Source organism: Microvirga terrestris (assembly GCF_015694425.1).
GTDB classification, from domain to species: Bacteria; Pseudomonadota; Alphaproteobacteria; order Rhizobiales; family Beijerinckiaceae; genus Microvirga; species Microvirga terrestris.
Genome location: NZ_JADQDN010000004.1, coordinates 395,989 through 419,326, shown reverse-complemented (window position 1 = coordinate 419,326; position 23,338 = coordinate 395,989). Strand labels below are relative to the sequence as shown.

23 protein-coding genes are annotated in these 23,338 nt (G+C 64.3%); 9 read left to right on the top strand and 14 right to left on the bottom strand.

Features of this window, described 5'->3' with window-relative positions; all coding sequences use genetic code 11:
* The first annotated feature begins 8 nt into the window (after nt 1–8).
* Complete coding sequence (locus tag I2H36_RS11110; RefSeq protein WP_196263933.1) at nt 9–752, top strand: DUF3800 domain-containing protein; 744 nt, start codon at nt 9–11, stop codon at nt 750–752.
* 97 nt (nt 753–849) lie between these two features.
* Here I2H36_RS11110 and hisA read toward each other — a convergent pair whose 3' ends face one another.
* The 4 genes from hisA to hisB form a co-directional block, all read right to left on the bottom strand.
* Nucleotides 850–1,626, bottom strand: a complete 777-nt coding sequence (hisA, locus tag I2H36_RS11105) for a 1-(5-phosphoribosyl)-5-[(5-phosphoribosylamino)methylideneamino]imidazole-4-carboxamide isomerase (protein ID WP_196263932.1) — start codon at nt 1,624–1,626, stop codon at nt 850–852.
* Nucleotides 1,614–2,264 carry an imidazole glycerol phosphate synthase subunit HisH gene (gene hisH / locus I2H36_RS11100; RefSeq protein WP_196263931.1) on the bottom strand — a complete coding sequence of 217 codons (651 nt, stop codon included), beginning with the start codon at nt 2,262–2,264 and terminating at the stop codon, nt 1,614–1,616. Before hisH ends, hisA begins: the two co-directional genes overlap by 13 nt.
* The gene (locus I2H36_RS11095; RefSeq protein WP_196263930.1) at nt 2,261–2,752 is read right to left on the bottom strand and encodes a DUF2628 domain-containing protein; all 492 of its coding nucleotides are present in this window, start codon (nt 2,750–2,752) and stop codon (nt 2,261–2,263) included. Before I2H36_RS11095 ends, hisH begins: the two co-directional genes overlap by 4 nt.
* 74 nt (nt 2,753–2,826) lie before the next feature.
* Nucleotides 2,827–3,414: an imidazoleglycerol-phosphate dehydratase HisB gene (gene hisB / locus I2H36_RS11090; RefSeq protein WP_196263984.1), complete on the bottom strand. Its 588-nt coding sequence runs from the start codon at nt 3,412–3,414 to the stop codon at nt 2,827–2,829.
* 112 nt (nt 3,415–3,526) lie between these two features.
* On the opposite strand from hisB, the gene hslV reads away from it, so the two are divergent.
* The 4 genes from hslV to I2H36_RS11070 all read left to right on the top strand — a co-directional run bounded on the left by hslV (nt 3,527) and on the right by I2H36_RS11070 (nt 6,981).
* Nucleotides 3,527–4,120: an ATP-dependent protease subunit HslV gene (gene hslV / locus I2H36_RS11085; protein ID WP_425523300.1), complete on the top strand. Its 594-nt coding sequence runs from the start codon at nt 3,527–3,529 to the stop codon at nt 4,118–4,120.
* 138 nt (nt 4,121–4,258) lie between these two features.
* Nucleotides 4,259–5,569: an ATP-dependent protease ATPase subunit HslU gene (gene hslU, locus I2H36_RS11080; RefSeq protein WP_196263929.1), complete on the top strand. Its 1,311-nt coding sequence runs from the start codon at nt 4,259–4,261 to the stop codon at nt 5,567–5,569.
* A gap of 105 nt (nt 5,570–5,674) precedes the next feature.
* Complete coding sequence (locus I2H36_RS11075) at nt 5,675–6,445, top strand: endonuclease III domain-containing protein (protein ID WP_196263982.1); 771 nt, start codon at nt 5,675–5,677, stop codon at nt 6,443–6,445.
* 71 nt (nt 6,446–6,516) lie between these two features.
* On the top strand, nt 6,517–6,981 hold the full coding sequence (locus I2H36_RS11070) for a BA14K family protein (protein WP_246718749.1): 465 nt from the start codon (nt 6,517–6,519) through the stop codon (nt 6,979–6,981).
* Nucleotides 6,982–7,034: 53 nt separating this feature from the next.
* Here I2H36_RS11070 and I2H36_RS11065 read toward each other — a convergent pair whose 3' ends face one another.
* Nucleotides 7,035–7,385: a RidA family protein gene (locus tag I2H36_RS11065; protein ID WP_196263928.1), complete on the bottom strand. Its 351-nt coding sequence runs from the start codon at nt 7,383–7,385 to the stop codon at nt 7,035–7,037.
* 132 nt (nt 7,386–7,517) lie between these two features.
* A complete protein-coding gene (locus tag I2H36_RS11060) occupies nt 7,518–8,132 on the bottom strand; it encodes a pyridoxamine 5'-phosphate oxidase family protein (RefSeq protein WP_196263927.1) in 615 nt (204 codons plus the stop codon).
* Nucleotides 8,133–8,278: 146 nt separating this feature from the next.
* Between I2H36_RS11060 and I2H36_RS11055 the strand changes: the two genes are divergently transcribed.
* Both I2H36_RS11055 and I2H36_RS11050 read left to right on the top strand, forming a co-directional pair.
* Nucleotides 8,279–9,961 carry an adenylate/guanylate cyclase domain-containing protein gene (locus I2H36_RS11055; RefSeq protein WP_196263926.1) on the top strand — a complete coding sequence of 561 codons (1,683 nt, stop codon included), beginning with the start codon at nt 8,279–8,281 and terminating at the stop codon, nt 9,959–9,961.
* 70 nt (nt 9,962–10,031) lie between these two features.
* Entirely contained in the window at nt 10,032–10,880 is an 849-nt protein-coding gene (locus I2H36_RS11050; RefSeq protein WP_196263925.1) for an AraC family transcriptional regulator, read from the top strand.
* Between the two features lie 73 nt (nt 10,881–10,953).
* On the opposite strand, the gene pnp is transcribed toward I2H36_RS11050, so the two are convergent.
* Nucleotides 10,954–13,128 (bottom strand): polyribonucleotide nucleotidyltransferase, encoded by a 2,175-nt coding sequence (gene pnp, locus I2H36_RS11045; RefSeq protein ID WP_196263924.1) that lies wholly within the window; start codon nt 13,126–13,128, stop codon nt 10,954–10,956.
* A 220-nt stretch (nt 13,129–13,348) separates the two neighbouring features.
* Nucleotides 13,349–13,618 carry a 30S ribosomal protein S15 gene (rpsO, locus tag I2H36_RS11040; protein WP_036349523.1) on the bottom strand — a complete coding sequence of 90 codons (270 nt, stop codon included), beginning with the start codon at nt 13,616–13,618 and terminating at the stop codon, nt 13,349–13,351.
* A 297-nt stretch (nt 13,619–13,915) separates the two neighbouring features.
* Here rpsO and I2H36_RS11035 point away from each other — a divergent pair, with 297 nt between their 5' ends.
* On the top strand, nt 13,916–14,458 hold the full coding sequence (locus I2H36_RS11035) for a ferritin-like domain-containing protein (RefSeq protein WP_196263923.1): 543 nt from the start codon (nt 13,916–13,918) through the stop codon (nt 14,456–14,458).
* A gap of 252 nt (nt 14,459–14,710) precedes the next feature.
* Here I2H36_RS11035 and truB read toward each other — a convergent pair whose 3' ends face one another.
* The 6 genes from truB to rimP all read right to left on the bottom strand — a co-directional run bounded on the left by truB (nt 14,711) and on the right by rimP (nt 22,089).
* On the bottom strand, nt 14,711–15,631 hold the full coding sequence (gene truB / locus I2H36_RS11030) for a tRNA pseudouridine(55) synthase TruB (RefSeq protein ID WP_196263922.1): 921 nt from the start codon (nt 15,629–15,631) through the stop codon (nt 14,711–14,713).
* Nucleotides 15,628–16,062 carry a 30S ribosome-binding factor RbfA gene (gene rbfA / locus I2H36_RS11025; RefSeq protein ID WP_196263921.1) on the bottom strand — a complete coding sequence of 145 codons (435 nt, stop codon included), beginning with the start codon at nt 16,060–16,062 and terminating at the stop codon, nt 15,628–15,630. Before rbfA ends, truB begins: the two co-directional genes overlap by 4 nt.
* Before the next feature lie 102 nt (nt 16,063–16,164).
* Complete coding sequence (infB, locus tag I2H36_RS11020) at nt 16,165–19,035, bottom strand: translation initiation factor IF-2 (RefSeq protein ID WP_196263920.1); 2,871 nt, start codon at nt 19,033–19,035, stop codon at nt 16,165–16,167.
* Nucleotides 19,032–19,703: an RNA-binding protein gene (locus tag I2H36_RS11015; protein ID WP_196263919.1), complete on the bottom strand. Its 672-nt coding sequence runs from the start codon at nt 19,701–19,703 to the stop codon at nt 19,032–19,034. The genes infB and I2H36_RS11015 overlap by 4 nt, the downstream gene beginning before the upstream one ends.
* Before the next feature lie 28 nt (nt 19,704–19,731).
* Nucleotides 19,732–21,351: a transcription termination factor NusA gene (gene nusA / locus I2H36_RS11010; RefSeq protein WP_196263918.1), complete on the bottom strand. Its 1,620-nt coding sequence runs from the start codon at nt 21,349–21,351 to the stop codon at nt 19,732–19,734.
* Nucleotides 21,352–21,468: 117 nt separating this feature from the next.
* Complete coding sequence (gene rimP / locus I2H36_RS11005) at nt 21,469–22,089, bottom strand: ribosome maturation factor RimP (protein ID WP_196263917.1); 621 nt, start codon at nt 22,087–22,089, stop codon at nt 21,469–21,471.
* 253 nt (nt 22,090–22,342) lie between these two features.
* On the opposite strand from rimP, the gene I2H36_RS11000 reads away from it, so the two are divergent.
* Nucleotides 22,343–23,338 (top strand): efflux RND transporter periplasmic adaptor subunit, encoded by a 996-nt coding sequence (locus tag I2H36_RS11000; protein ID WP_196263916.1) that lies wholly within the window; start codon nt 22,343–22,345, stop codon nt 23,336–23,338.

The following is a 23,338-nucleotide window of genomic DNA, read 5'->3' as shown; positions in this document are numbered from 1 at the left end:
GGAATCGAATGCCATTGTTTTCCGACTATGTCATCTACGTTGATGAGAGCGGTGACCATGATCTCACTTCGATCAACGAGGATTTCCCTCTCTTCGTCCTGGCATTCTGTATCTTCAAGAAATCAGATTACGTTCGAGAGATCGTGCCAGCCATCCAAGAATTCAAATTTCGGTGGTTTGGACATGACATGGTCATTCTCCATGAACGGGAAATCAGGAAGCAACAGACACCTTTCAAATTTCTGCAGAACCAAGAGAACAGGCAGAAATTCATGGATGAATTATCAGCGATCATCCAAGGGGCAAACGTTACCCTCATCGCCAGCGTAATCGATAAAAGGAGCCTTACACGCCGGTATGCTTCTCCTGATAATCCTTACCACATCGGGCTACAGTTCTGCATGGAGCGAACCCATTCCTTCTTGCTTGAGCAAGGCCAGGGCGGGAAGATAGCTCATTGTATGTTCGAGAGGAGAGGAGCAAAGGAAGACAATATCCTAGAGCTTGAGTTCAGGCGCATAAAAGATCGAGGAAACTACAACCGGATCAATATGGAAGAACTTGATATCTGCTTTGCAGACAAGAGAGCGAACTCATCGGGTCTGCAATTGGCAGATCTGTTTGCAAGGCCTATCGGTCTGGGTGTTTTGAGGTCTGGGCAACCTAACCGAACACGAGAAATAATTTCTGAGAAGTTTCGCCGAAGCCCAACTGGTAAGACTTCGGGATGGGGTCTGAAAATCTTCCCCTAAAAAGCGAAAAGCCCCGGACAAAGCCGAGGCCAGACGCCGACCGAGAACATCCCCCAGTCCATTTGCGAATCACTATATGTGAACAAAATGCGAACTGTCAAGAGGAAGACTTGACAAAACCTTCTGCGTGAGTCCGTCGAATCGTTTTCAGCAGCGTCAGCGCCTCAACCGGGTCGATGCGACCGTCATAGAGGGCGCGGCCGGAAATGGCGCCGTTGAGCACGGCGCAGTCGGGTTGGGTGAGACGCTCGATATCGGCCATGGAGGCGAGGCCCCCGGAGGCGATCACCGGGATCGAGACGGCGCGGGCGAGGCCCAATGTCATCGGGAAGTTGAGGCCCTTGAGGATGCCGTCGCGGGCGATGTCCGTGTAGATGATAGCGGCAACGCCCGCATCCTCGAAGCGGCGCCCGAGTTCTTCGGCCGAGAGGGTCGAGGTCTGGGCCCAGCCCTCCACGGCGACGAGCCCGTCCTTGGCGTCGATGCCGACGGCGATCTTGCCCGGATGAAGCCGCGCCGCCTCGCGCACGAAGTCCGGGTCGCGCACGGCCGCTGTGCCGATGATCACCCGGGACACGCCCTTGGCGAGCCAGCCCTCCACGGTTTTCATGTCGCGGATGCCGCCGCCGAGCTGCACCGGAATTTTGACGCGCTTGAGGATGTTCTCGACCGCCGCCGCATTCATCGGCTTGCCGGCGAATGCCCCGTCGAGATCGACCACGTGCAGCCATTCGAAGCCCTGAGCCTCGAAGGTGGCGGCCTGGTCGGCGGGGTCGTCGTTGAACACGGTCGCCTGGTCCATGTCGCCCTGGATCAGGCGGACGCAGAGGCCCTCTTTGAGGTCGATGGCAGGATAGAGGATCACGGGCGCCACCTTAAAAAATTGGCGATGAGCTTGAGGCCGAGGGCCTGGCTCTTTTCAGGATGAAATTGTGCGCCGACCAGGTTGTCGCGCCCGACGATGGCCGTCACCGGCCCGCCGTAATCCGTGGTGGCGACTACGTCGGCAGGGTCTGCCGGCGTCAGGGCATAGGAGTGCACGAAATAGGCGTGCAGCCCGTCCGGCCCGGTGGGAATGCCGTCGAGGAGCGGATGCGGTTTGACCTGCTGAAGCGTGTTCCAGCCCATATGCGGGATCTTCAGGCTAGGATCGCTGGGCTTGATGGCTTTCACGTCGCCGTGGATCCAGTCGAGGCCATAGCTGGTCGTATGCTCGAGGCCGCGCGTGGCCATGAGCTGCATGCCCACACAGATGCCGAAGAAGGGCCGCTTGTCCTCATGCACGCGCCGCTGCAGCACCTCCACCATGCCGGGCACGGAGTCGAGGCCACGGCGGCAATCGGCAAAGGCGCCGACGCCCGGCAGGACGATCCGGTCGGCCTTGGCGACGAGGTTCGGGTCGGACGAGACCGCGATGGCGAGGTCGAGCTCCGCCTCCCTGGCCGCCCGCTCGAAGGCCTTGGCGGCGGAGTGCAGGTTGCCGGACCCGTAATCGATGATGACGACGCTCACCGGGGACGCTCCGCATCGGGAAAGAGGCCGATCACCGGCTCGGACCGCCTCGGGGTGGACAGGATCGGCGACGGTGCCGTGCTGCGGGGTAGGGGGCCCGGCTTGGCATCGAGCCAGCGGGCGAAGGCCTTGGCCTCCGCCTCGTCCTGGTCGGAGGCCGTGACGGTATCGACGGCCGGCCGGCCGTGACGGGTGAGGGTCCAGCGCTTGAGGCTGTTGGCCTCGAGCCCGATCAGGCTCTGCAGCAGAAGCTGAGCAATGGCGCCCGCAAGGGGATGCACGTCCAGCACGGCCATAAGGCCACCGAAGGCGAGGACGATCAGCAGAACGCCAAGGCCTGCGAGCCACAGGCGATGGACGAAGAACCACAGGAAGGTGAAGAAGAAGGCGCCCCAGGAGAAGGCATCCTTCACGAGTTCGGACTCATCCAAAACGCTCGGATCACCCGGCCGCGCATCGCGCGGGAGGTGCAGGGTATAGGTGGTCATGGCGACGTTTCCTCAGGCCTTGCCCGATGAAGTGACGACGATGATCTCGCCAGGCAAGGCGTCTCTTGATGGATCTAGAGCGTACCCTTGGTGGAGGGAACGCGGCCCTCTTCCCTTGGGTCCAGTGCCACGGCCTGACGCAAGGTCCGTGCCAAGCCCTTGAAGCAGCTCTCGGCGATATGGTGGCTGTTCTCGCCGTAGAGCGTCTCCACGTGGAGCGTCAGCCCCGCCTGGATGGCAAACGCCTGGAAGAACTCGCGCACCAGCTCGGTGTCGAACACGCCGATCTTCTCCGTCGGGAAGGCGGTTCGGAACACCAGGAAGGGGCGGCCGGAAATGTCGAGGGCAACGCGCGTCAAGGTCTCGTCCATCGGCAGATGGATGTCGGCATAGCGCGTGATGCCCTTTTTATCGCCAAGCGCCTTCAGGGTGGCCTGACCCAGCGCAATCCCGGTGTCCTCAGTGGTATGATGCTGGTCCACATGCAGGTCGCCGGTCACCTTCACGGTCAAGTCGAAGTGACCGTGTCGGGCGAACAGTTCGAGCATGTGGTCGAGGAAGCCGACCCCCGTAGAGATCTCGACCTTGCCGGTGCCATCGAGGGCAATCGACAGTGCGACATCGGTCTCGGCAGTACGACGGCTGACGCTCGCGGAGCGCATCATCACAATCCTTTGCGGAACAAGAGACGAGGCGTTCTAGCAAGCCGCGCGCAGAATTGCCACCCGCGTTGCTTTTGGCCGATCAATGATTAAGTCAGCCGGATAACGGCCCATGGCCGCCCAGTACTTTCCCGCCCGCCGGAGCCCTGCCTTGTCCGAAGACGCCACCCCCCGCATGCATGCCACTACCATCCTCATGGTCCGAAAAGGCGGTCGCGTCGTCATTGGCGGTGACGGGCAGGTGAGCCTCGGCCAGACGGTGGTGAAGGGCAATGCGAAAAAGGTCCGGCGCCTCGCCAAGGGAGGGGTGATCGGCGGCTTTGCCGGCTCGACCGCCGATGCCTTCACCCTGTTCGAGCGCCTCGAGGCCAAGCTCGAGCAATATCCCGGCCAGCTCACCCGCGCCTGCGTCGAGCTTACCAAGGACTGGCGCACCGACCGCTATCTGCGCCGCCTGGAGGCCATGATGCTGGTGGCCGACAAGGAGGTGGGCCTGCTGCTCTCCGGTGCCGGTGATGTGCTGGAGCCGGAAAACGGCATCATGGCCATCGGGTCCGGCGGCAATTACGCGCTCGCCGCCGCGCGAGCCTTGACTGAGTACGAGACGGACCCTGAGGCCATCGTGCGCCGGTCCCTCGGCATTGCGGCCGAGATCTGCGTTTATACGAACGCGAATATCGTCATTGAAACTTTGGACGCTGCGTAAAACCCACCGTGTCATCCCCGGCGGCCGTGAAGCGGCCGGGAAGGGGATCCAGACACGAAGCATCTTGATTGTGGATCCCCTTCCCCTCCAGCGGCTTCCGCCGCTGCCAGTCGGGGATGACACCGGAAGACAAAAGTCATGACCACCTTTTCTCCCCGCGAAATCGTTTCCGAACTCGACCGCTACATCGTCGGCCAGAACGACGCCAAGCGTGCGGTCGCCATTGCCTTGCGCAATCGCTGGCGCCGGCAGCAGCTCGAAGGCTCACTGCGTGAAGAGGTGGCGCCGAAGAACATCCTGATGATCGGCCCCACAGGCTGCGGCAAGACCGAGATCTCGCGCCGTCTTGCCAAGCTCGCGGGTGCGCCCTTCCTCAAGGTCGAGGCCACCAAGTTCACGGAAGTGGGCTATGTGGGTCGCGACGTGGAGCAGATCGTGCGCGATCTCATGGAGATCGGCATCGGCCTCGTGAAGGAGGAGCGCCGTCGGCAGGTGCAGGCGAAGGCCCATATCGCCGCCGAGGAGCGCGTACTCGATGCGCTGGTGGGCAATACCGCGAGCGCCGTCACGCGCGATTCCTTCCGCCGCAAGCTGCGCGCCAACGAGCTCGACGACAAGGAAATCGAGATCGAGCTGCAATCGGGCGGAGGGCAGGGGATGCCGATGTTCGAGATTCCCGGCATGCCCGGCGCGTCGGTGGGCGCGATCAACCTCTCCGACATGTTCGGCAAGGCCTTCGGCGGCCAGCGCAAGACGCGCCGCACCACCGTGCGCGAGGCCTATGAGCCGCTTGTGACGGAAGAGGCCGACAAGATGCTCGACCAGGATGCCATCGTGCAGGAGGCCCTGCGTCAGGTGGAGAACAACGGCATCGTGTTCCTCGACGAGATCGACAAGATCGCCGGTCGCGAGGGCCGCACCGGGGCGGATGTGTCCCGCGAAGGCGTGCAGCGCGATCTGCTGCCATTGATCGAGGGCATCACCGTGTCGACGAAATACGGATCGGTGAAGACGGATCACATTCTCTTCATCGCGTCCGGCGCGTTTCATGTGTCGAAGCCGTCCGACCTGCTACCCGAATTGCAGGGCCGCCTGCCGATCCGCGTGGAGCTCTCGCCGCTCACCGTCGAGGATTTCCGCCGCATCCTCACCGAGACGGAGGCGAGCCTCATCAAGCAATCCGTCGCGCTGATGAAGACGGAAGGCGTCGATCTCGTCTTCACGGATGACGCCATCGACGCGCTGGCGGAAGTGGCCGTGGAGGTGAACAACACGGTCGAGAACATCGGCGCGCGCCGCCTGCAGACGGTGCTGGAGCGCGTGCTCGACGACGTGTCCTACACGGCGCCCGACCGCTCCGGCGAAACGGTGAAAATCGACTCCGGTTACGTGCGCGGCGAGGTGGAGGAGCTGGCGAAGAACACGGATCTGAGCCGGTTTATTTTGTGACCCTTTGATCAACCTCAACAGTCATTCCGGGGCCGCGCAGCGGAGTCAGGAATGACGGTGAAGCGGGGTATGGAACCACCCCGCCGATTCGCGACTTGCCTCGGGATGAATCCGGACCTGCAGGATCTGAAAGCAAAGGCGCTCGTCATCCATGAGCGCCTCTGTACGGTCTATGGCTGTCCGATTCCCTACTTCCATACTCTCGATCCGGTGAGCGAGCTGATTTCCTCGCTCCTGTCCCACCGCACCCGCAATGCGGATTCCGGCCGCGCCTTCAAGGCGCTGCGTGCGCGATACGCGGATTGGCCCGCGATGATGAACGCGCCGACCGAGGAGGTGGAGGCGACGATTGAAGGCGTGACCTGGCCGGAGCAGAAGGCGCCGCGCCTGCAGGCTGTGCTACACGCCATCGAGGAGCGGCACGGCAGCCTGTCGCTCGATTTCCTGAAAAACATGCCGGTCGAGGAGGCGCGGGCCTGGCTCGAGAGCATTCCGGGAGTCGGCCCGAAGACGAGTGCGGCCGTGCTGTCCTTCTCGGTGCTGCGCAAGGCAGCCCTTCCCGTGGACAGCCATCATCACCGCGTGGCTCAACGCACGGCTCTCATTCCGCAATCGACAGCCGTCGGGCCGTCCCATGCGGTGCTTGCCAGCCTTCTGCCGGAGGACTGGGACGCGCAACGGGTCTATGACAACCACGAAGTCATGATGCTGCACGGCCAGCGCTGCTGCTTCTATAAGAACCCGGCCTGCCACCGCTGCGCGATCCTGGATCTGTGTCCGACCGGGCAGGGGAGGGTGGAAGGAAAGCGGGTTTCGTCGGTCAGATCGGAGGCTGCATCTGACGAGCTTCGCACCTCACGTTCCCGCGAGAGATAGCCTGAAATTCCCAAGAATCGGAACGACTTTGCGCCTTTCCGCGTTCGCCTCCCAATATCGGAGGAGATCCTATGCGTAAATTCTTCATGGCTGTGGCCGCCACGGCTGCTCTCGGCACCCTCGGCCTTGCCGCACCGGCTTCCGCCGCCGAGACGCGGACGGCGCCGATCAACGAACTCGCTGCAGCCCTCAAGGCGGGCGATCTGAACACCGACTACGTGCAGTATCGCCGTTATTACGGCGGCAGCCCGCGTTACGTGGAGCGGCGCTATTATGGCGATCGACGTTACTATGGGGACCGTCGCTATTACGGTGACCGCGGTTACTATCGCCGTGACTACGGCTCGGCTGCGGCTGCCGGCGCCATCGGTCTTGCCACCGGTGCGATCATCGGCGGCGCCATCGCCCAGTCGCAGGCTCAGGCCGCTCCGGTCTATGGCGGCAATGCGGCTTACTGCGCCCAGCGCTACAAGTCCTACGATCCGCGTTCGGGCACCTATCTCGGCTATGATGGCCTGCGCCATCCCTGCCAGTAATCGTCACGACGTTTAGAAAAGAAAAGCGGGCCTTTGGGCCCGCTTTTCTTTGCTTACTTCGCCGCGATGACCGCGATCTCGACCTTGAAGGCCGGCGTTGCGAGCTTGGCCTCGACGGTGGCGCGGGCAGGCGTGTTGCCGGGGGACACCCAGGCATCCCACACGGCGTTCATCTCCTGGAACGTGCCCATGTCGGTGATCCAGATATTGGCCATCAGGATCTTCGACTTGTCGCTGCCGGCCTCCGCCAGGAGGCTGTCGATGATCGAGAGGATTTCCTTCGTCTGCTCGGTGACGCTCTTGCCTGCGCTCTCCTGAGCGACCTGACCTGCGAGATAAACCGTATTGCCGTGAACGACGGCGCCGCTCATGCGGGGGCCGGGCTTGATGCGCTGGATCGTCATGGATTGTCCTTGAGCCTCACTGGTGGAAACGAGAACTGCCTTTTCGAGGGCAGGGGGCCGAAGGTCAAGCGCATCGTGCGCAAAAGTGGTCCGAGTTTTGCGCTCCCGACGATGCGCTCAACAAAGAGAACATCAATAGAGCGTGCTGCGCTGCCTCTCCGGCAAAGCCTTGTCATAAGCCTCACCGCCCGCCTCGTTGTTGGTGAGCGCCGCGAGGATCTGGCCGGCGCTCGGCAGGCTCTCGCGCGGCACGTGACGGGCCGGGTTCCACAGCTCCGAGCGCAGAATCGCGCGGGCGCATTGGAAGAACACCGTCTCAACGGCGATCACCACAACCGATTTCGGCGGCTTGCCGTCGACGGAAAAACTCTCCAGCAGGCTCGGCTCGACGGAAATCACTGCGCGCCCATTCACGCGCAGGGTCTCGCCGATGCCGGGGATCAGAAAGAGCAGGGCGACGCTCGGGTTCTGCACGATGTTGCGCAGCGAATCGATCCGGTTGTTGCCGCGCCGGTCGGGCAGGAGCAGGGTCTTGTCGTCCCAAATGCGCACGAAGCCCGGCCCGTCGCCGCGGGGCGAGCAGTCGAGCCCCTCCGGCCCGCGTGTGGCCAACGCTGCGAAGGGCGAAGCCTCGATCAGGGCGCGGTATTCCGGCACGAGCCGGTCCGCCTCTTTCAAGATCGAGGCCTTGCTGACCTCGCCATAGAGGGCTTCGAGCTCGGAGAGGCTGGTGATGGTGTGAGCCATGATTCGTGTTCTGCCTGTGCGGCGCCTAGGAATATACGGTTCGCCGCCTCGGTCCAGCAGCTGTGATTTGACATTGGCGCGTGCGGCTGCACCTGCATAGCCTGAACCAAGCCCCTGGTGCAGGAAGCGAGACCGGTCATTCGCCTATGAAGCAAACCGAGACAAGACCTGCCGCCGAGGCGGCTCTGCTGAGGCGTCGCATTCCCTGGCGGGAAATCCGGTTGGCTTCCGGCTTGGTGCTCGCGGCCTTTCTCCTTACCCATTTCAGCAATCATGCCCTGGGGCTCGTCTCCATCGAGGCGATGGAAGCCGGACGTGCTTGGTTCAACAGCCTGTGGCGCAACCCGGTCGGCACGATCCTCCTCTACGGCTCCCTTCTTCTGCATTTCCTTCTGGCGCTTCAGGCCCTCTATCGCCGCCGGACCCTGCGAATGCCCGTCCGCGAAGCGGCGCAGCTGGCCTTGGGCTTGAGCCTGCCCTTCCTGTTGATCGGGCATGTGATGGGAACGCGGGTCGAATGGGCCGTAACGGGGCAGGATTCAGGCTACCCGGAGGTGGTCCGTAATCTCTGGCTGCTGAATCCTGACTTCGGCATCCGCCAAGCGGTGGTCCTGGTGATCGCGTGGCTGCATGGGTGTCTTGGCATCTATTTCTGGCTGCGTCCGAAGCCCTGGTTTCCTGCCTGGGCGCTACTGCTCTACACGGGTGCCATTCTCATTCCGATCTTCGCGCTGCTGGGTTTCGCCGAGGCCGGCCGGGAGATCGCCGAGACGCCGGAGCGGTTTCCCATTCCCGAGGCTCCCGCGTCCGATCTCCTGCCCCTGATCGGGCCCGCCCTCTATGCCTTCTTCGGCGGTCTCCTGGTCCTGACCATTGCCGGCCGCATCATCCGCAGCGCCAATCTGTGGTCCCGGCGGGTCCGCATCCGCTACCCCAACGATCAGGTCGTCACCGTGCCGGCGGGGTTCAGCGTGCTGGAGGCGAGCCGCACGGCCGGGATCCCGCACATCTCGGTCTGCGGCGGGCGCGGCCGCTGCTCCACCTGCCGGGTGCGGGTGCTTGAAGGATTGCAGGACCAGCCGCCGCCCGCCGCCCAGGAGCGAGGCACGCTGGCGCGCATCAAGGCCGGTCCCAATGTCAGGCTCGCCTGCCAGTTCAGGCCGGTCGGGGAGATCGCCGTCGTGCCGATCCTGTCCACTGGACGCAACGGCGTGACGGCCCTGGTGCATGCCGGCCGGGCCCAGGGGCAGGAGAGGGAGGTGGCGGTGCTGTTCTGCGACCTGCGCGGCTTCACGGGCCTCACCGAGAAGCGCCTGCCCTTCGACACTGTGTTCATCCTCAACCGCTATTTCGAAGCGGTAGGCGAGGCCGTGGAGGATGCGGGCGGCCATATCGACAAGTTCATCGGTGACGGGGTTCTGGCCCTCTTCGGCCTCAGCACGCCTCCGCAGGAAGCCGCCCGCCAGGCGCTCGATGCGGCGCTGAGGATCAAGGCGGGGCTCGCCCGCCTCAACGAGGATTACGCCAGCGAGTTCGAGCATCCCTTGCGCATCGCCATGAGCCTCCATGCGGGTCCGGCCATTGTCGGCCAGATGGGCTACGGCCAGGCCACCAGCCTCACGGCGGTGGGCGACACTATCAATGCGGCCAGCCGCCTAGAGGGGCTCGCCAAGGAACTCGACGTGGAGCTGGTGATCTCCGAGGACCTCGCCACCCGCGCCGGCCTCGACCTCTCCGACCGCAACCGGCAGATCGTCTCTATCCGCGGCCGGGCGGCACCCTTGGGAAGCTGGATCATCCCGGAGGCGGAGAGCTTGGGACGCTCGTAAAGAATCGCAGGATTTGTCAAAGGCACCCCGCTTAAGGTTGGATCAACAGCCTTCAAAGACGGATGCCACGATGGAACAAGCCACTGCAGACACCTATGCCAGCCGCCTCACCCGCGTCTCCTCCTACATCCACGATCACCTGGACGAGGAACTCAGCCTCGATGTGCTGGCCGGAATCGCGTGCCTGTCGCCCTATCACTGGCATCGCATCTACCATGCCCATTTCGGCGAGACTGTCGCGGCGACCGTCCGGCGTTTGAGGTTGCAGCGGGCGGCTGCTCACCTGGCCCATACAAACATGCCGATCCCGAAAGTGGCGGAACGGGCGGGCTACGACAGCCAGGCCTCGTTCACCCGCGCCTTCAGCGCCGCCTTCGGCTTGCCGCCCGCCACCTATCGCGAGGTCGGCAGCCATTCCGTCTTCAAAGCCCCCAGCCACCAAGGAGTTCACGCCATGTATGAGGTCGGCATCACGCATGTTTCCCCGAAAAGCCTGATCGCCGTGGAGCATCACGGCTCCTACATGGCCATCGGCAAGAGCTATGATCTGCTCTTCACCACGTTGGCGCAGCGCGGTCTGATCCGGCCTGACCTCAGCATGGTGGGTGTCTATCTCGACGATCCGACCAGCGTTCCGGAAGCCGATTTGAGATCGCACGCCGCCGTCGTCGTGGCGGAGCCGGCGAGGGTCGACGCACCGCTTTTTACGACCTCGATCCAAGGCGGTGATTATGCTGTCCTGAAATACAAGGGACCCTACGGCGACATGCGCGCAGCCTATGACTGGCTCTACGGCCAGTGGCTTCCCTCGTCGGGACGCGACGTCGCCGACGCGCCGGTCTTCGAGGAGTATCTCAACAGCCCGCGCGACACGCCGCCGACCGAGCTCCGGACGGATATCTATCTGCCGTTGAATTAAGGCCGCCAAGCAGCCAAAGAAAAAGGCGCGGCCAAAGCCGCGCCTTTTCTGTTCTTAACCAGGCTTAGTACAATTACTCGCCGGCAGCCTTCTGCTGGTCGCGCTGGGCGCGCTCGGCGTCGCGCTCGGCCTTGAGCTGCTCGGTGATGTCTTCGCCGGTTTCCTGGTTGACCACCTTCATGGAGAGACGGACCTTGCCGCGCTCGTCCATGCCGAGGAACTTCACCTTCACCTTGTCGCCTTCCTTGACCACATCGGTGACCTTGCCGACGCGGTTCTTGGCGAGCTCCGAGATGTGCACGAGGCCGTCGCGCGAACCGAAGAAGTTCACGAAGGCGCCGAACTCCATCACCTTCACGACCGTACCCTCGTAGATCGTGTTGATCTCGGGCTCGGCCACGATGGAGCGGATCCAGTTATAGGCCGCCTTGATCGACTTGCCGTCGGCCGACGCGATCTTGATCAGGCCGTCGTCGTTGATGTCGATCTTCGCGCCGGTCTTCTCCACGATCTCCCGGATGACCTTGCCGCCCGAACCGATGACTTCGCGGATCTTGTCGACCGGGATCTGCATGGTCTCGATGCGCGGGGCATGCTCGCCGAGCTCGGCGCGCGGTGCGGTGAGCGCCTTGTTCATCTCGGCGAGGATGTGCGTGCGGCCGGCCTGAGCCTGATCCAGCGCCACGCGCATGATCTCTTCCGTGATGCCGGCGATCTTGATGTCCATCTGGAGCGAGGTGATGCCCTGCTCCGTGCCGGCCACCTTGAAGTCCATGTCGCCGAGATGATCCTCGTCGCCGAGAATGTCGGACAGGACCGCATAGCGCTCACCTTCGAGGATGAGACCCATGGCGATGCCCGCCACCGGACGGCGCAGCGGCACGCCCGCATCCATCAGGGCGAGCGAAGCGCCGCAGACGGAGGCCATGGACGAGGAGCCGTTCGACTCGGTGATCTCGCTGACGACGCGGATCGTGTAGGGGAAGTCATGAGCCGCCGGCAGCATCGGGTGGATGGCGCGCCAGGCGAGCTTGCCGTGGCCGATTTCGCGGCGGCCGGGCGAGCCCATGCGGCCCGTCTCACCGACGGAATAGGGCGGGAAGTTGTAGTGCAGCAGGAAGGTTTCCTTGCGGGTGCCCTCGAGCTGGTCGATGAACTGCTCGTCCTCGCCGGTGCCGAGCGTCGCAACCACGAGCGCCTGCGTCTCGCCGCGGGTGAACACGGCCGAGCCGTGGGTGCGGGGCAGAACGCCGACCTCGGAGACGATCTGGCGAACGGTCTTGAGATCGCGGCCGTCGATGCGGGAGCCGGTGTCGAGGATGTTCCAGCGCACGACCTTGGCCTGCACTTCCTTGAAGGCAGCCTTGACCTTCTCGGGCTCGAACTTGGGCTCGCCGTCGGCGGGAAGCAGCTCGGCCATCACCTTCGCCTTCACGGCGTCGACGGCGGTGTAACGGTCCTGCTTCTTGGTGATCTTGTAGGCTTCGCGCAGGTCGGTCTCGGCAATCGCCAGAACGGCTTGCTCGACCTCGGACATATCGGCCGGCTGGTAGTCGCGCGGCTCCTTGGCGGCCTTCTCGGCGAGGCGGATGATCGCCTCGATTACCGGCTGGAAGTGCTTGTGGCCGAACATCACGGCGCCGAGCATCACGTCCTCGGCCAGTTCCTTGGCTTCCGACTCGACCATGAGCACGGCGTCGGCCGTGCCGGCGACCACGAGGTCGAGGGAGGTCTGGTCCATCTCCTGCAGCGGCGGGTTCAGCTTGTACTGGCCGCCGATGTAGCCGACGCGGGCGGCGCCCACGGGACCCATGAAGGGCACGCCCGAGAGGGTCAGAGCGGCGGAAGCCGCCACCATGCCGACGATATCCGGATCGTTCTCAAGATCGTGCGAGAGCACGGTCACGACCACCTGGGTGTCGTTCTTGTAGCCTTCGACGAAGAGGGGGCGGATCGGGCGGTCGATGAGGCGGGAGACCAGGGTCTCCTTCTCGGTCGGGCGGCCTTCGCGCTTGAAGTAGCCGCCCGGAATGCGGCCGGCGGCGTAGGTGCGCTCCTGGTAGTTCACCGTGAGCGGGAAGAAATCGAAACCGGGCTTCGGCTCCTTGGCCGAAACGACGGTGGCGAGAACGGTGGTCTCACCGTAGGTGGCGACGACGGCGCCGTCGGCTTGGCGGGCCATCTTGCCCGTTTCGAGCACGAGCTTGCGGCCGGCCCAGATCAGTTCTTCGCGTTGAGTATCGAACATGCTTTTTCGTCTTTCATGACAGCAGGAGCGGGGGCTCGATGCCATGAGCAAGACGGCAAGAGGCTCGTGCCGGCGGGCAAGCCCACCTCATAAGCCTCTTGCGATCCTGCCATGGTCATCGTGTCGGCCGTCTCCTCAGAGGACACCGGGACCTCGTGGTCTTGACCGGTGTAGAAGCCGTCCGGAGCCGGGCTCCGGACGGAAGTCTTAAATAGGAAGCTTAGCGGCGGATGCCGAGCTTCTCGATCAGCGTGCGGTAGCGGCTCTCGTCCTTCTTCTTCAGGTAGTCGAGAAGCGAACGGCGCGACGACACCATCTTCAGGAGGCCACGACGGGAGTGGTTGTCCTTGTTGTGGCTCTTGAAGTGACCGGTCAGGTTGTTGATCCGCTCGGTCAGAATGGCGACCTGCACCTCGGGGGAGCCGGTGTCGCCAGCCTTCTGGGCGAACTCCTTTACAAGCGCGTTCTTGCGCTCAGCCGTAATCGACATCGTGTGTCCTTTCAGGTTGGTTTTATAAGGAGACCTTGGCCTTCAGGGCTTCGGGTCCGGGGCATCCGGAAGGGCCGGGCCGGGATGTCGTCCAGCGCGGTCCGAACTCGGACGCGTCTTTCGGGGCATGACCCTCGAAAAGATGGCGCACCATACACGAATTGCGCCGGAGTGCCAGAGAAATCATTTTTCTCAAGCGGAGCAATAGGATGCGCCGGTTTGAGACAAAGTCTGCGGAACAAGTTTTCCGGGTCACGGTTGGTGAACCAGAGACCCCCAAGATAGGAAACCGACATTATGACTGCCACGACAGGCATGGCCGACCTTACGTCCTCGGAAGACATCCGCAATATCTTCATCACCGGCCTCGAAAACGCTCACGCCCTTGAGAAACAAGCCATTCAGCTCATGGAGCGGCAGGTCGAGCGGTTCGAGAACTATCCGGAAATGTCCGACCTCCTGCGCCGACATATCACGGAGACGGAAGGCCAGATCCGCCGCCTCGACGAGGCCCTGCATAGCTTCGGGGCGGATCGCTCGATCTTGAAGGACATGGCCACCCAGTTCATGGCCAACCTGGCGGCGGCCGGCCACATGCCGATGGCCGACGAGGTTCTGAAGAACACCTTCGCCAACCACGCCTTCGAGAATTTCGAGATCGCGTCCTACAAGTCCCTGATCGCCATGGCCGAAGCCTCCGGGAACCAGAAGTTCATCCCGGCTCTCCAGGAATCGCTGCGCGAAGAGGAAAGGACTGCCCAGGCGGTTTACGACATGATCGTGCCGATCACCCAGAAGTTCCTGACGCGCTCGGCGCAAGGGCTGAAGGCTGACCGGTAAAGTCCGATGCCGTCATCCCGGACGGCGTCAGCCGATCCGGGATCGAGTGCAGGACAAGCACGGGCTTCCCTCCCCCTTGTGGGGAGGGGTGGCCGCGGCAGCGGCCGGGGTGGGGGTGCCGGCGCTGAACTGGACCAGCGTGGCGCTCACACCCCCACCTCCAACTCCTCCCCACAAGGGGGAGGAGGGCTACCAGCGCCTGTCTATCCATTGATCCCGGGTGCCGCTAACGCGGCCCCGGGATGACGTGTTTTAGACGCCTAGATTGAACACCCGGTGCGGCACGAGCTCGCCGCGCTCCACGTCGCCTACGGCGATGAGCACGCCGTTGCACGTGGCATAGACCTTGCCGGACAGAGGCGCCTCGCGTCCGCGCAGAATGATCGATTGGCCGCGCATGAGGCGGCCGGCCATGTCGCGGCTGACAGCGATCGAAGGAATCTCGTTGAGCGCCGTCTCCACCGGGCGCAGGGCCGCCGGATCGGTGGCGACGTCATCGACCGTGACGGCGTCATGCTCCGTGAAGGGGCCGACGCGGGTCCGCCGGAGCGCTGCGATGTGCCCGAGGCAGCCGAGCGACCGGCCGAGGTCGCGGGCAATCGCCCGCACATAGGTGCCCTTGCCGCAATCAGCCTCGATCACCGAACGGTTGCCATCGTGGTGAATGAGGGCAAGACGATCGATCTCGACCGTGCGCGGCTGCAGCTCCACCACCTCGCCGTCGCGGGCGAGATCGTAGGCACGCTCGCCGGCAATCTTGATGGCGGAAAAGCGCGGCGGCACCTGCTGCACCTGACCGGTGAAACGGGGCAGGAACGCCTCGATATCGGACGCCTCAGGCAACCTGTCGGTACGCTCGACAACCTCGCCCTCGGTATCGTCGGTGGTGGTTTCCTCGCCCCAGGCGACGGTGAACACGTAGGATTTGCGGCCATCCATGACGAAGGGCACCGTCTTGGTCGCCTCGCCGAGTGCAATCGGTAAAATGCCGGAGGCCAGTGGATCGAGGGTGCCGGCGTGTCCGGCCTTCTTGGCCGAGAGGCCGCGCTTGACCACGGCGACCGCATGGGTCGACGTCATGCCCACACCCTTGTCGAGAATGATCCATCCGTTGACGTCACGCTTTTTCGGTCGGTCCCCGTGGGGCCTCCGCTGCGGGCGTTCGTCGCTCATGAATCCTGCTCGTCGCTGTCGTCGGTAATGGCTGGGCCGGGTCTGCCCGTGTCGCGGGCCACGCGCTCGGTGCGCAGGAGCGCGTCGATGCGAGCGGCTTCGTCGAAGCTCTCGTCGCGCAGGAAGCGCAGGTCGGGGGCGAATTTCAGGTTGACCCGGCGGGCGACCTCCTGGCGCAGGATCTTCTTGTTCTTGTCCAGCGCCTTGATCACGGCAGCCTCGTCGCGGCCGCCGAGCGGCATGACATAAGCCGTGGCGAGCTTGAGGTCCGGGGACATGCGCACTTCCGGGATCGTGATGACGTTCTTCGTCAGCACGTCGTCCTGCAGGTCGCCGCGGGAGAGGACCTCGGCCAGCGCATGGCGCACGAGCTCGGCGACGCGCTGCTGGCGCTGGGAGGGTCCGGTGGTTTGTTCGAAACGTTTGGCCATTTTTATATCTCCGGGGTTGGACCGGATCGTTCAAAAGGGATCATGGCCGGGAATGACCCGGCCATGAGAGATGTTCCAGACAGTGAAAAGATCGGAAGCGGCTTAGAGCGACCGCTTCACCTCTTCCACGCGGTAGCACTCGATGAAGTCGCCGACGCGCATGTCCTGGTAGTTCTCGAAGGACATACCGCATTCCTGACCCGAGGTGACCTCGCGGGCGTCGTCCTTGAAGCGCTTGAGCTGGCTCAGGCGGCCTTCGTGGATCACCACGTTGTCGCGGATCAGGCGCACATGGGCGCCGCGCTGGACCACGCCGTCGAGGACGCGGCAGCCGGCGATCTTGCCGACCTTCGACACGTTGAAGACCTCGAGGATCTGCGCCTCGCCGAGCCGCTCTTCGCGCAGCGTCGGAGCGAGCAGACCGGACATCGCCGCCTTCACGTCATCCACGAGGTCGTAGATGATGTTGTAGTAGCGGATCTCGATGCCGGCACGCTCGGCCGCCTCGCGCGCTTCCTTGTGAGCACGCACGTTGAAGGCCAGGATGATGGCGTTCGAGGCTTCCGCCAGGGTGACGTCCGATTCCGAGATGCCGCCGACGCCGGCCTGGATGATGCGGGCCGCCACTTCCTCGTTGCCGACCTTTTCCAGAGCGCCGACGATGGCTTCCGCCGAACCCTGCACGTCTGCGCGAACCACGAGCGGGAATTCCTTGCGGCCCGCTCCGGCCTTGAGGTCGTGCATCATGTCGGCGAGCGTGCGCCCGGCCGAACCCATGCGGGCTGCCTGACGCTCGCGCTTCTGGCGGGTGCGGTACTCGGTGACCTCACGGGCACGGGCCTCGGACTCGACCACCGCCACGCGGTCGCCGGCCTCAGGGGTGCCGTTGAAGCCCAGAACCTCGACCGGAACCGAGGGGCCGGCCTCCTTCACGTTGGCGCCGAGGTCGTTGATCAGGGCACGCACGCGGCCCCATTCGGCGCCGGCCACCACGATGTCGCCGGTGCGGAGCGTTCCGCGCTGCACGAGCACGGTCGCCACGGGACCCCGGCCGCGATCGAGCTTCGCCTCAATGACGGTGCCTTCCGCAGAGCGCTCGGCATTGGCCTTGAGCTCCAGAATTTCGGCCTGCAGCTGGAGACCTTCGAGAAGGGTCTCGAGACCGTCGCCGGTCTTGGCGGAGACCTCGAACTCGAGGGTCTCGCCGCCCATGGACTCGACCACGATGGAGTGCTGCAGAAGCTCGGTGCGCACCCGCTGCGGGTTGGCGTCGGGCTTGTCGATCTTGTTGATCGCCACGATCAGCGGCACGCCGGCCGCCTGCGCGTGGTTGATCGCCTCGACGGTCTGCGGCATGACGCCATCATCCGCCGCCACCACCAGCACGACGATATCCGTCACCTTGGCGCCGCGGGCGCGCATGGCCGTGAAGGCCGCGTGGCCGGGCGTGTCGATGAAGGTGATCTTGCCGCCGAGCGGCGACGTCACCTGATAGGCGCCGATATGCTGGGTGATGCCGCCGGCTTCGCCGGACACCACGTTGGTCTTGCGGATCGCGTCGAGCAGCGAGGTCTTGCCGTGGTCCACGTGGCCCATGATGGTCACGACCGGCGGACGGGTGACGAGGTTGTCGTCCACGTCCGGGGTGTCGAACAGGCCTTCCTCGACGTCCGATTCCGCAACGCGCTTCACCGTGTGGCCGAGCTCTTCCGCGATCAGCTGGGCCGAGTCGGAATCGATCACGTCGGTGATCTTGTGCATCTGGCCTTGCTTCATCAGCATCTTGATCACGTCCACGGCGCGCTCCGACATGCGGTTGGCGAGCTCCTGGATGGTGATCGTCTCGGGAATGATCACCTCGCGGGCGATCTTTTCCTTCTGCTCCACCTGACGGTGGCCCATGAGACGCTGGTTGCGGCGACGGAAGGCGGCGAGCGAGCGGGTGCGCTCGTCCTCGCCCGAGGTCGCGTTGGCGAGCGTCAGGCGGCCGCGGCGCTTTTCTTCGCCGGGAGCGGCCTTGGGGGTCTTTGGCAAGGCTGCGGGCTTCGCCGCAACGCCGGGACGGCGGATGGTGCGTGCACCCTCCTCGTCATCCACCAGGGCAGCGCGGGCGGCCACCGGAGGAGCCGAACGGACATTCGGCTTCGCGGTTTCCGGATCGGGCACGACGGGAGCGGCCGGACGGGCCATATGGTTCAGGCTCGGCGGACGGCCACCCATGGTGCCGCCACCGCTGCGGGGACCACCGAAACCACCCGTACGGGGACCGTCCTGGCGCGGACCGGATGGACGCGGGCCGTCGAAACGACCGGCAGGGCGAGGTCCGTCCTGGCGGGGCCGGTCGGAACGCGGAGCATCGGAACGTGGAGCCGGTGCGGAGGCCTGACGCGGTGCTTCCTCGCCGAGACGGCGACGGGCCTCGTCCTCGGCGCGGCGCTTGCGCTCCTCATCCTGGCGGCGGCGCTCGTCTTCCTCGCGCTTGCGCGCTTCGGCCGCTTCACGCTCCTGGGCCTCGGCGGCGTCGCGCTCGGCGCGGCGGGCTGCCTCTTCGGCCTGTCTCTTGCGGTCTTCCTCGTCACGGCGGCGCGCATCGACGAGCGCGTTCATGCGCGCATCACGCTCCTGCTCGGACAGGGTCTGCAGCACCATGCCGCCGGACCGGGGTGTATTGGGGGCAGACCGTTGCGGGCGCCCGCCTTGGGCCGGCGCTGCCGGCTTTGGAGCTGCCGGAGCCGGTGCGGCCGGCTTGGGCGCAGCCGCGGGGGCCGCTGCCTGTTGCGGCGCGGGTCTGTCTTCCTTGCCCCCGGTGGGGCCGACAGCAGGGCGACGCTTGACCGTCTCGACCACAACCGACTTGGATCGGCCATGGGAGAAGCTTTGGCGCACCACGCCCTGTTCGACGGGGCGCTTCAGAGAAAGCGTCTTGGACGACACATGAAGAGTCTTGTCGCCCTGGTTTTTCGTATCGGTCATTCCGCCTCAGTTCCTGCGGGTTTCATAGTCTTGGGTTCGCCGGTCTCGTTTCCGAGGCCAGATTGATCGGCGTCGATGCCGCGAAAGACGCGGTAACGATGCCAGCGGTTCAGAAAGCCGTCGCTCCCAGCGCCCGCGACGAGGGCAGCATGTATCACATTTGACCGGCCTAATGCCAAATCCAATTCGTCATTCGACAATTCTTGGATGACCGGAAAGCTAGATATCGCCTCGCCGAAGCGTTTTCGCAACTGGTTCGCTAATTTTCTTCGCCCATCTTCGGCCGCTTCTGCGGCATGAATAAGGGCAACGATGGGCTTATCCGTGATGGTCGACTCGACCTTATGGAAGCCGGTGATCACCGATCCGGCCTTGTTGGCGAGCGCCAGACCCTGGCGCAGATCGTCCCGGAGAAGACGCTCGATGTCTTGGGCCAGGGTCTCCGGAACCTTGACCTCAGCCTTGAAGGCGCGGGCGAAGAGGCGACGTTTGGCCGCCTCCTCCACCATGTCGGAACGGGCCGTAACCCAGGCACCCCGGCCCGGCAGCTTGTTCTTGAGATCGGGCACAACCTGGTGGTCGGGCCCGAGGACAAAGCGGATCAGTCCCGCGGGGCTGTTCGCCTCGCGGGTGACGATGCAGGTGCGCTCCGGTTCATGCCGCGGCACGAATGCTGACCTCGCTTTGCCATTGCCGTCAGGACGGCTGAGCTTCGGTCTCGGCTTCTTCGGCCGATTCCCCAGTCTCAACTGTCTCTTCCGGCTGCTCGATCCAGCCCGCCTTCACGCGAGCGGCCATGATCATGTTCTCGGCATCGGCACGAGATATGTCGAAGCCGTCCAGCGCTCCCTTGTAGCGGGTGGCCTCGGGGCCGCGGCCTTCCGTCCAACCGACGAGATCGTCGGTGGCGCAGCCGGCCAGATCCTCGACATTCTTGATGTCGTTCTCGCCGAGCGCCACCATCATGGCACTCGTGACGCCGTCGATCTCCTTCAGGTCGTCGGAGACGCCCAGTTCCTGGCGGCGGGCGTCGTTCTCGGCCTCAATGCGAGCGAGATATTCCTGCGCGCGGCTCTGAATCTCGGCGGCCGTGTCCTCGTCGAATCCCTCGATGGCGGCCACTTCACCGGAATCCACATAGGCGATTTCCTCGACAGAGCGGAAACCTTCCGAGGCCAGCAGCTGGCCCACGACCTCGTCCACGTCGAGCGCGTTCATGAACAGCTCGGTGCGCTCGGCGAATTCCTTCTGACGGCGCTCGGATTCCTCAGCCTCGGTCAGGATGTCGATGTCCCAGCCGGTGAGCTGCGAGGCCAGACGCACGTTCTGGCCGCGGCGGCCGATGGCGAGCGAGAGCTGGTCGTCGGGCACCACCACCTCGATGCGGTCGGCCTCCTCGTCGAGCACCACCTTGACCACTTCGGCCGGCTGGAGCGCGTTGACGATGAAGGTCGCCTGATCGGGCGACCACGGGATGATGTCGATCTTCTCGCCCTGAAGCTCGCCCACAACCGCCTGGACGCGGGAGCCGCGCATGCCGACGCAGGCGCCGACCGGATCGATGGAGGAATCGCGCGAGATCACGGCGATCTTGGCGCGAGAGCCCGGATCGCGGGCGACGGCCTGAACCGTGACGATGCCGTCATAGATCTCCGGCACTTCGGACGCGAAGAGCTTCGACATGAATTGCGGATGGGTGCGCGACAGGAAGATCTGCGGCCCACGGGCCTCGCGGCGCACGTCGAAGAGATAGGCGCGGACACGATCGCCCGGACGGAAGGTTTCGCGGGGAATGAGTTCGTCGCGGCGGATGATCGCCTCGCCGCGGCCGAGGTCGACGATCACGTTGCCGTACTCGACGCGCTTGACCGCGCCGTTCACGATCTCGCCGATGCGGTCCTTGTATTCCTGGTACTGACGGTCGCGTTCGGCGTCGCGCACCTTCTGGACGATCACCTGCTTGGCCGACTGCGCCGCGATGCGGCCGAAATCGAAGGGCGGCAGGGTGTCGGCGATCACGTCGCCCACCTGAGCCGCCGGGTTGTGGCGGGTGCGTGCCTCAGCAAGGGTGATCTCGCGGGAGTCGTTCTCCACCGCGCCGTCCTCGACCACCAGCAGGTGCCGGGCCAGGCGCAGCTCGCCGGTCTTCGAGTTGATCTCGGCATGAATGTCGGTCTCGGCGCCGTAGCGCGACCGGGCCGCCTTGGCGATGGCATCCGCCATGGCGTCAAGGACGATCTGCTTGTCGATCACCTTCTCGCGGGCGACCGCATCGGCGATCTGCAAGAGTTCAAGCCTGTTGGCACTGATAGCCATCGAGGTCGCTCCTTAGTTCGGTTTCGTCTTAAGAGCAGGATGCCATGAAGGCATCCTGCTCAAATTTCTTTGGTTTACGCATGATCTTTTCGGTGAACCGGGGTCCACTTCACCGGATCATGCGTCGTTGGACGGGTCCTGCGCCTCGTCGGGCGCATCCACCACATCCGTGTCTTCATCAAGGTCGTCCGTGGTCGGTGCCGTTCCCCGGCGCAGCGATTCACGGATGAGGTCGTCGGTCAAAACGAGGTGAGCCTCGCCCAGATCCGTCAGGGGCAGGCGCGCGATGGGATCGAGGCCTTCCTTCACGTCCGGCAACTCGACAACGAGCTTTCCGTTCTCGACGCCCCGGAGAAAACCCCGGAAACGCTTGCGGCCTTCGAGCGGTATGGCCATCTCGATCTTCGCATCGTAGCCGGTCCAGCGCACGAAATCGCTCTCACGCACAAGGGGACGATCGATCCCCGGAGAGGAGATCTCAAGGTAATAGGCCGTGTCGATCGGATCCTCGAGGTCGAGCACCGGCGAAATCGCTCGGCTCACGGTCTCGCAATCGCTCACCGACATGGTGCCGTCCGGCCTCTCGGCCATGATCTGCACGGTGCATCCGTTCGTGGGGGTGACGCGCACCCGCACGAGGTTGAAGCCCAGATCCTCGATCACGGGCTCGACGATCGTCGCCACTCGGGCGGCCACGCCTTTTTCAGTAATCAGCCGCTTGTCGCGTTCGTTTGTCATGGCTCTCCGCACGCTCCGGCATTCAGGCAATAAAAAAGAGCGGACCCGGCGGGGCCCACTCTTGACCAGCAGCTTGACGCTGCAACCAGAGCTGACGGGCGACTTATAGCGATTCAAGCCCAAAAAAGCAAGGGTCCTCCAGGGAGCCTGAAAAGACACCCCGTGTGATCGGGGCAAAGCAGCTCCGGAAAGGCCCTCAATCGCCGCCCAGCTTCGCTTATGATAAGGGGATCGGTATTCTGGGAGCCATGCCGTGAAGCTGTCCCGCCTCCTTATCGTCCTGGCGTTGCTCGTTGCAGCGGGAGCGGCTTATTGGCGCTTCAGCCGGCCGCAGGAGGTCGCTCTCGTGCAGCCTAAGCGCGGCGAGGCCGCCGAGATCGTCTATGCCACGGGCATCGTCGAGCCCCGCACCTGGGCCAAGGTGACGCCCCTGTTGCGGGAGCGGATCGTCGAGCTGTGCAATTGCGAGGGCGAGGCGGTGGAGCGCGGGGCCGTGCTGGCACGCCTCGACAGCCGGCAGCCTGAGGCGACTCTGGCCGAGCTGCGGGCGCGCCAGAAGCTGCATTCCGCCGATTACGAGCGGATTGCCGCTCTTGTGGAGCGCCGCGTCGCCAGCGATCAAGCCCTCGACCGGGCCCGCAGCGAACTCGGGCAGATCCAGGCTCTCATCGCCGGCCAGGAGACACGGCTCGAATCCTATGCCTTGAGGGCGCCGGTGAGCGGCGTCGTCCTGCGCCAGGACGGGGAGGTCGGCGAGGTGGCCGAGCCCGGAACAGTCCTCTTCTGGGTCGGCGAGCCCAAGCCCCTGCAGGTGGAGGCCGAGGTGAACGAGGAGGATATTCCCCGCGTCTCGGTCGGTCAGCGCGCCGTCCTCAAGGCCGACGCCTTTCCCGATCAGGTGCTGGAGGCGAAGGTGGATTCGATCACCCCGAAGGGCGATCCGGTGGCCAAGACCTACCGGATCCATCTGGTCCTCCCGGAGAATACCCCCTTGCGGATCGGCATGACCGTGGAGGTGAACGTGATCGCCCGCGTGGCATCCGACGCTCTCCTCGTCCCGACCAACGCCCTTCGCGGCGGCAGCCTCTTCGTGACGGAGGGCGATGTGGCGCGACGTCGCGACGTGAAGGTGGGCATCCGTGGAACCGGCAACACGCAAATTCTGGAGGGGGTGAGCGAGAGCGACCGGGTCATTGCTCCCTTCCCGGACGATCTCACGGATGGGGCTAAGATTGCGGAGAAGAGGTGA